Here is a 4,021-nt window from a genome sequence, read left to right on the forward strand (position 1 = left end):
ATTTAATTGTAATAATTTAATTTTATATAAAACTGTCTTTTATAATTAAAACTTAAAATAATTATTTTTCTTTTTTATAATAAAGTCTATAGGGATTTCTAATCAATATATCACCAATATATTCCTCATAAATTTTAAAAGTATTAATATTTTCTTCTTTTCTTATACTTTCAAAAATACCTTTTACATTTACTATACCATATCCCCAAGTATCATTAGGATAAGTTAATCCTTCTATTCTTTTTGCTCCTTTTATTAAATACATTTCAAGACTTACAGCATACATAGACTTATTATTTTTATCTACTATACCCCATTGTAATAATAAAGCACATATACCTGTTACAATAGCTGCTGCCACTGATCCTCCTGAAATTGTAGTTTTTTCGCCACCAGGCATTGCAACTAATGCATTAATTCCTGGTGCCGTTATAATTGGCTTAACTATCCCATCTCTTGCATATCCTCTCCCTGCTTCTGATACTATAGAATTTTTATTTTGATTATAGTATGACGTAGTAATAACTGTTTCACATGTACCTGGCATATTTAAGGTAGTATTTGGTGTAGCATTTATAAACTTAGTATCTTTATCAAGTAATTCTTTTTGTAATATCCAAGCATCATATCTACTATATATTTTTGAAGTTCCTTTTAAGTTAAAAATCCATATACCTGCTTTAATATTTTCTGCTTTTATAACAATTCTTTCATCTCCTGTAAGCTGATCTGGAGAATAATATTTTATATACATAATAGTATTTTCATATAAAAATTTAATTTTTAAACCTTCTTCTAACCCAGCTGTAACAGTTAATTTAGCAGTAATATATTCTACGGCCTCCCCAGCTGGAGAAATTATTGTTAAGATCGCTCCTTGAGGTCTTGTTATATATATTTCCATGGCTATTGATTCTTGACCCTGTCCAATATTTAATTCTATCGTTTCAAAATCATATATATTTTTTAAAAATCCACTTGTATGGGTTTGAGATATTCCTTCATTACCAGTAGATGTTACAACTACATCACCCTTTTTATCGGAAATAAAATTTATATATCGTTCTAATATGCTTCTTCCATCATGTCCACCCCAATTTGTTCCTAAAGGTAAATATATAACTAAAGGCATTCTTAACTTTTTTGATAAATTTTTTAAATATATCATTCCTGTTAACAAATCTATATCTCTAAATTTAGGTGAATCTCCTTTTACATATAATAAATTACAATAATTTTTTTTAGCCTCTCTTAATTTAACTACTGAAAACATACAATCAGGTGCTACACCTTTTAAATCTCTATCTACTCCTCTACCACCTATTATTCCTGCCATCATAGTGCCATGTCCAATTTCATCCTTTGTTGGAACTATATCATATGGATTCTCACCTTTTTTATTAGCTTCAATAGCTTTATTTATATTATCTTCTGTAAATATTTTGCCATAGAAAATATCCTGTTCTGGATCTTTTTCTAAATTTTGATCCCATATGCTTACAATTCTAGTAGTTTCATCCTCCCTCATAAATTCCTTGCTTAAATAGTCTATTCCTGTATCTATAGTTCCAATTAAAATTCCTCTGCCTTCTAAATTTAATAAATCACTTTCATGAAAAGAATATGCTTCTGTAGCTTCTATTGGATTACTTCCATCTAATGTGTATATTCCTCCCACATCAAAAAGAGCTATATTCTCAACATCCTTTAAAGAATTTAAATTAATTTTTTCATCTAAAGTTATAATACCATAAATATCATTAATTTCTTCAAAAAATACATTATCTATGTTAACAATTTCATCTTTTATGCCAGGTGTGTATTCTATAAGATAAGATATATATCCTTCCTTATTATACTTTGCAAACCCCATTTTTCTCCTCCTTATTAATATATTTCATTTATAAAAAATAACTTAAAAGAGGTATTAAAAATTTTTCTAATACCTCTTTTTCTTAATTGTTAAACCTTATTTTGTTAAATTAAAATACACTTTATTTTTCTTAAACTATAATTTAATCCATATTCATGAAATCTAATTGTCTAATGAAATCTTTATATCACTTATATACGGAGCATAATTAATTCCATCTCCATGCAGTTTAATATTATTAATGCCTTTAAAAAGTAATATTGGTAAAGTAAATATTTTTATATTTCCAATATTCCAATTTATTGTTTTAGGAAAACAATAGCTTTTTCCATTATTAATTCCATTAATATCTATAGTCATAGTCCTATTATTATCACCTGCTAAATATTTAATACTTAAATTGTAAACTCCTTCTTTTAGTATATCTAGATTTAAAGTAGCTGAACCATCTAATGGGCCTCCCATCATATTTGCAATTCTTTTAACTACATTTAAATGCATATTCTTAAAACTTACAGTAGATATATCATAAAATTCATTGTTTGGAAGTACAGATTCTAAAGATATCAACGTTACTATAATTGGTCCTATGCTTGTTACATAATTATTATTAATTCCATAAAATTTAATTGTATTATTTTTAGAGTTTAAATTAATTGGTACAGTAAAAGTTTTCGCATCAATAGACTGCCCTCCATTGGTTGGTGGTAATGAATATATTGTTCCTGTATTAATTCCATTAATATCTATTTTTAATTCTCTATTAATATCTTCTCCAATATATTCAAACTCCATATTATATATTCCAGCATCTTCAACGTTTAAAAGAATAGTTACTGCCCCACTATTTACTCCCTTAATAAAACCTGTAGTCTTATCTAATTGAGCTGATCCTGAAAGTATTCCATTTACTGAATTATATTTATAAGTTTTAGTCAAGTTAAGACTAGCTACAGTTCAAGTTGGTATAGTTGATTCTATTTTAGTAATTAAACTTAAGATTACTTCTTCAAGACTTGGACCATAGTTTATTCCATCTCCATGGAACTTAATAGTGTTTATTCCACTATTTAAATTTACTGCCACAGTAAAGGTCTTAGCATCCCCTATGGACCATCCATTAGTTGGTGTTGGAGTATAAACTGATCCTGTGTTTGTTCCATTTATATCTATCTTTAAGTTTCTATTAGCATCTGCTCCTATATACTTCACTGCTAAATTATACTTTCCTGCAGTTGCTACATTTACAGTTAAGGTAGTTGCACCATCACTTGGTCCTCCTATCCATCCTGCCACATTTACTCCTCCAGCATCCTCTATTAAAGCTCCATTAGAAAGCATTCCCTCTGCTGCATTATACTTATAAACTGGATTACTTCCTGTTGGCACTGTTGGTGGATTCACTGGTTCTGTTGGTGGTGTTACTGTGCCGGATACTAAGGTTAAAGTTACTTCTCCAAGACTTGGACCATAGTTTATTCCATCTCCATGGAACTTAATAGTGTTTGTTCCACTATTTAAATTTACTGCTACATTAAATATTTTAGTATCTTTTATATTCCATCCATCAGTTGCTAATAAGAAATATACTGAACTTGTATTTACTCCATTTATATCTATTTTTAATGGTCTATTGCCATCACCTGACATATATTGAATTGATAAAGTATATTCTCCTTTATTTTTTACATTTACAGTTAAATTAGTTGCTCCATCTTTTGGCCCCCCTATCCATCCAACAAAATTTGTTGGCTCATCTAAAATTGCATCATTAGAAAGTGAACCCTCTGCTGCATTATACTTATAAACTGAGTTACTTCCTGTTGGCACTGTTGGTGGTGTTACTGTGCTGGATACTAAGGTTAAAGTTACTTCCCCAAGACTTGGACCATAGTTTATTCCATCTCCATGGAACTTAATAGTATTTATTCCACTATTTAAATTTACTGCCACAGTAAAGGTCTTAGCATCTCCTATGGACCATCCATTAGTTGGTGTTGGAGTGTAAACTGATCCTGTGCTTGTTCCATTTATATCTATCTTTAAGTTTCTATTAGCATCTGCCCCTATATACTTCACTGCTAAATTATACTTTCCTGCAGCTGCTACATTTACAGTTAAGGTAGTTGCACCATCACTTGGTCCTCC

Annotated in this window: 3 protein-coding genes; all 3 read right to left on the reverse strand. The window is 29.2% G+C overall.

Annotated features, from left to right (window positions below):
• Nucleotides 1–61: 61 nt before the first annotated feature.
• The gene (locus GBZ86_RS13450) at nt 62–1,873 is read right to left on the reverse strand and encodes a S8 family peptidase (RefSeq protein WP_152891464.1); all 1,812 of its coding nucleotides are present in this window, start codon (nt 1,871–1,873) and stop codon (nt 62–64) included.
• 162 nt (nt 1,874–2,035) lie between these two features.
• A complete protein-coding gene (locus GBZ86_RS13455; RefSeq protein WP_152891466.1) occupies nt 2,036–2,812 on the reverse strand; it encodes a carbohydrate-binding protein in 777 nt (258 codons plus the stop codon).
• Nucleotides 2,813–2,830: 18 nt separating this feature from the next.
• The coding region (locus GBZ86_RS17325) for a carbohydrate-binding protein (protein WP_479690751.1) at nt 2,831–4,021 on the reverse strand (1,191 nt) is incomplete at its 5' end.

The organism is Clostridium tarantellae (assembly GCF_009295725.1).
GTDB classification, from domain to species: domain Bacteria; phylum Bacillota; class Clostridia; order Clostridiales; family Clostridiaceae; genus Sarcina; species Sarcina tarantellae.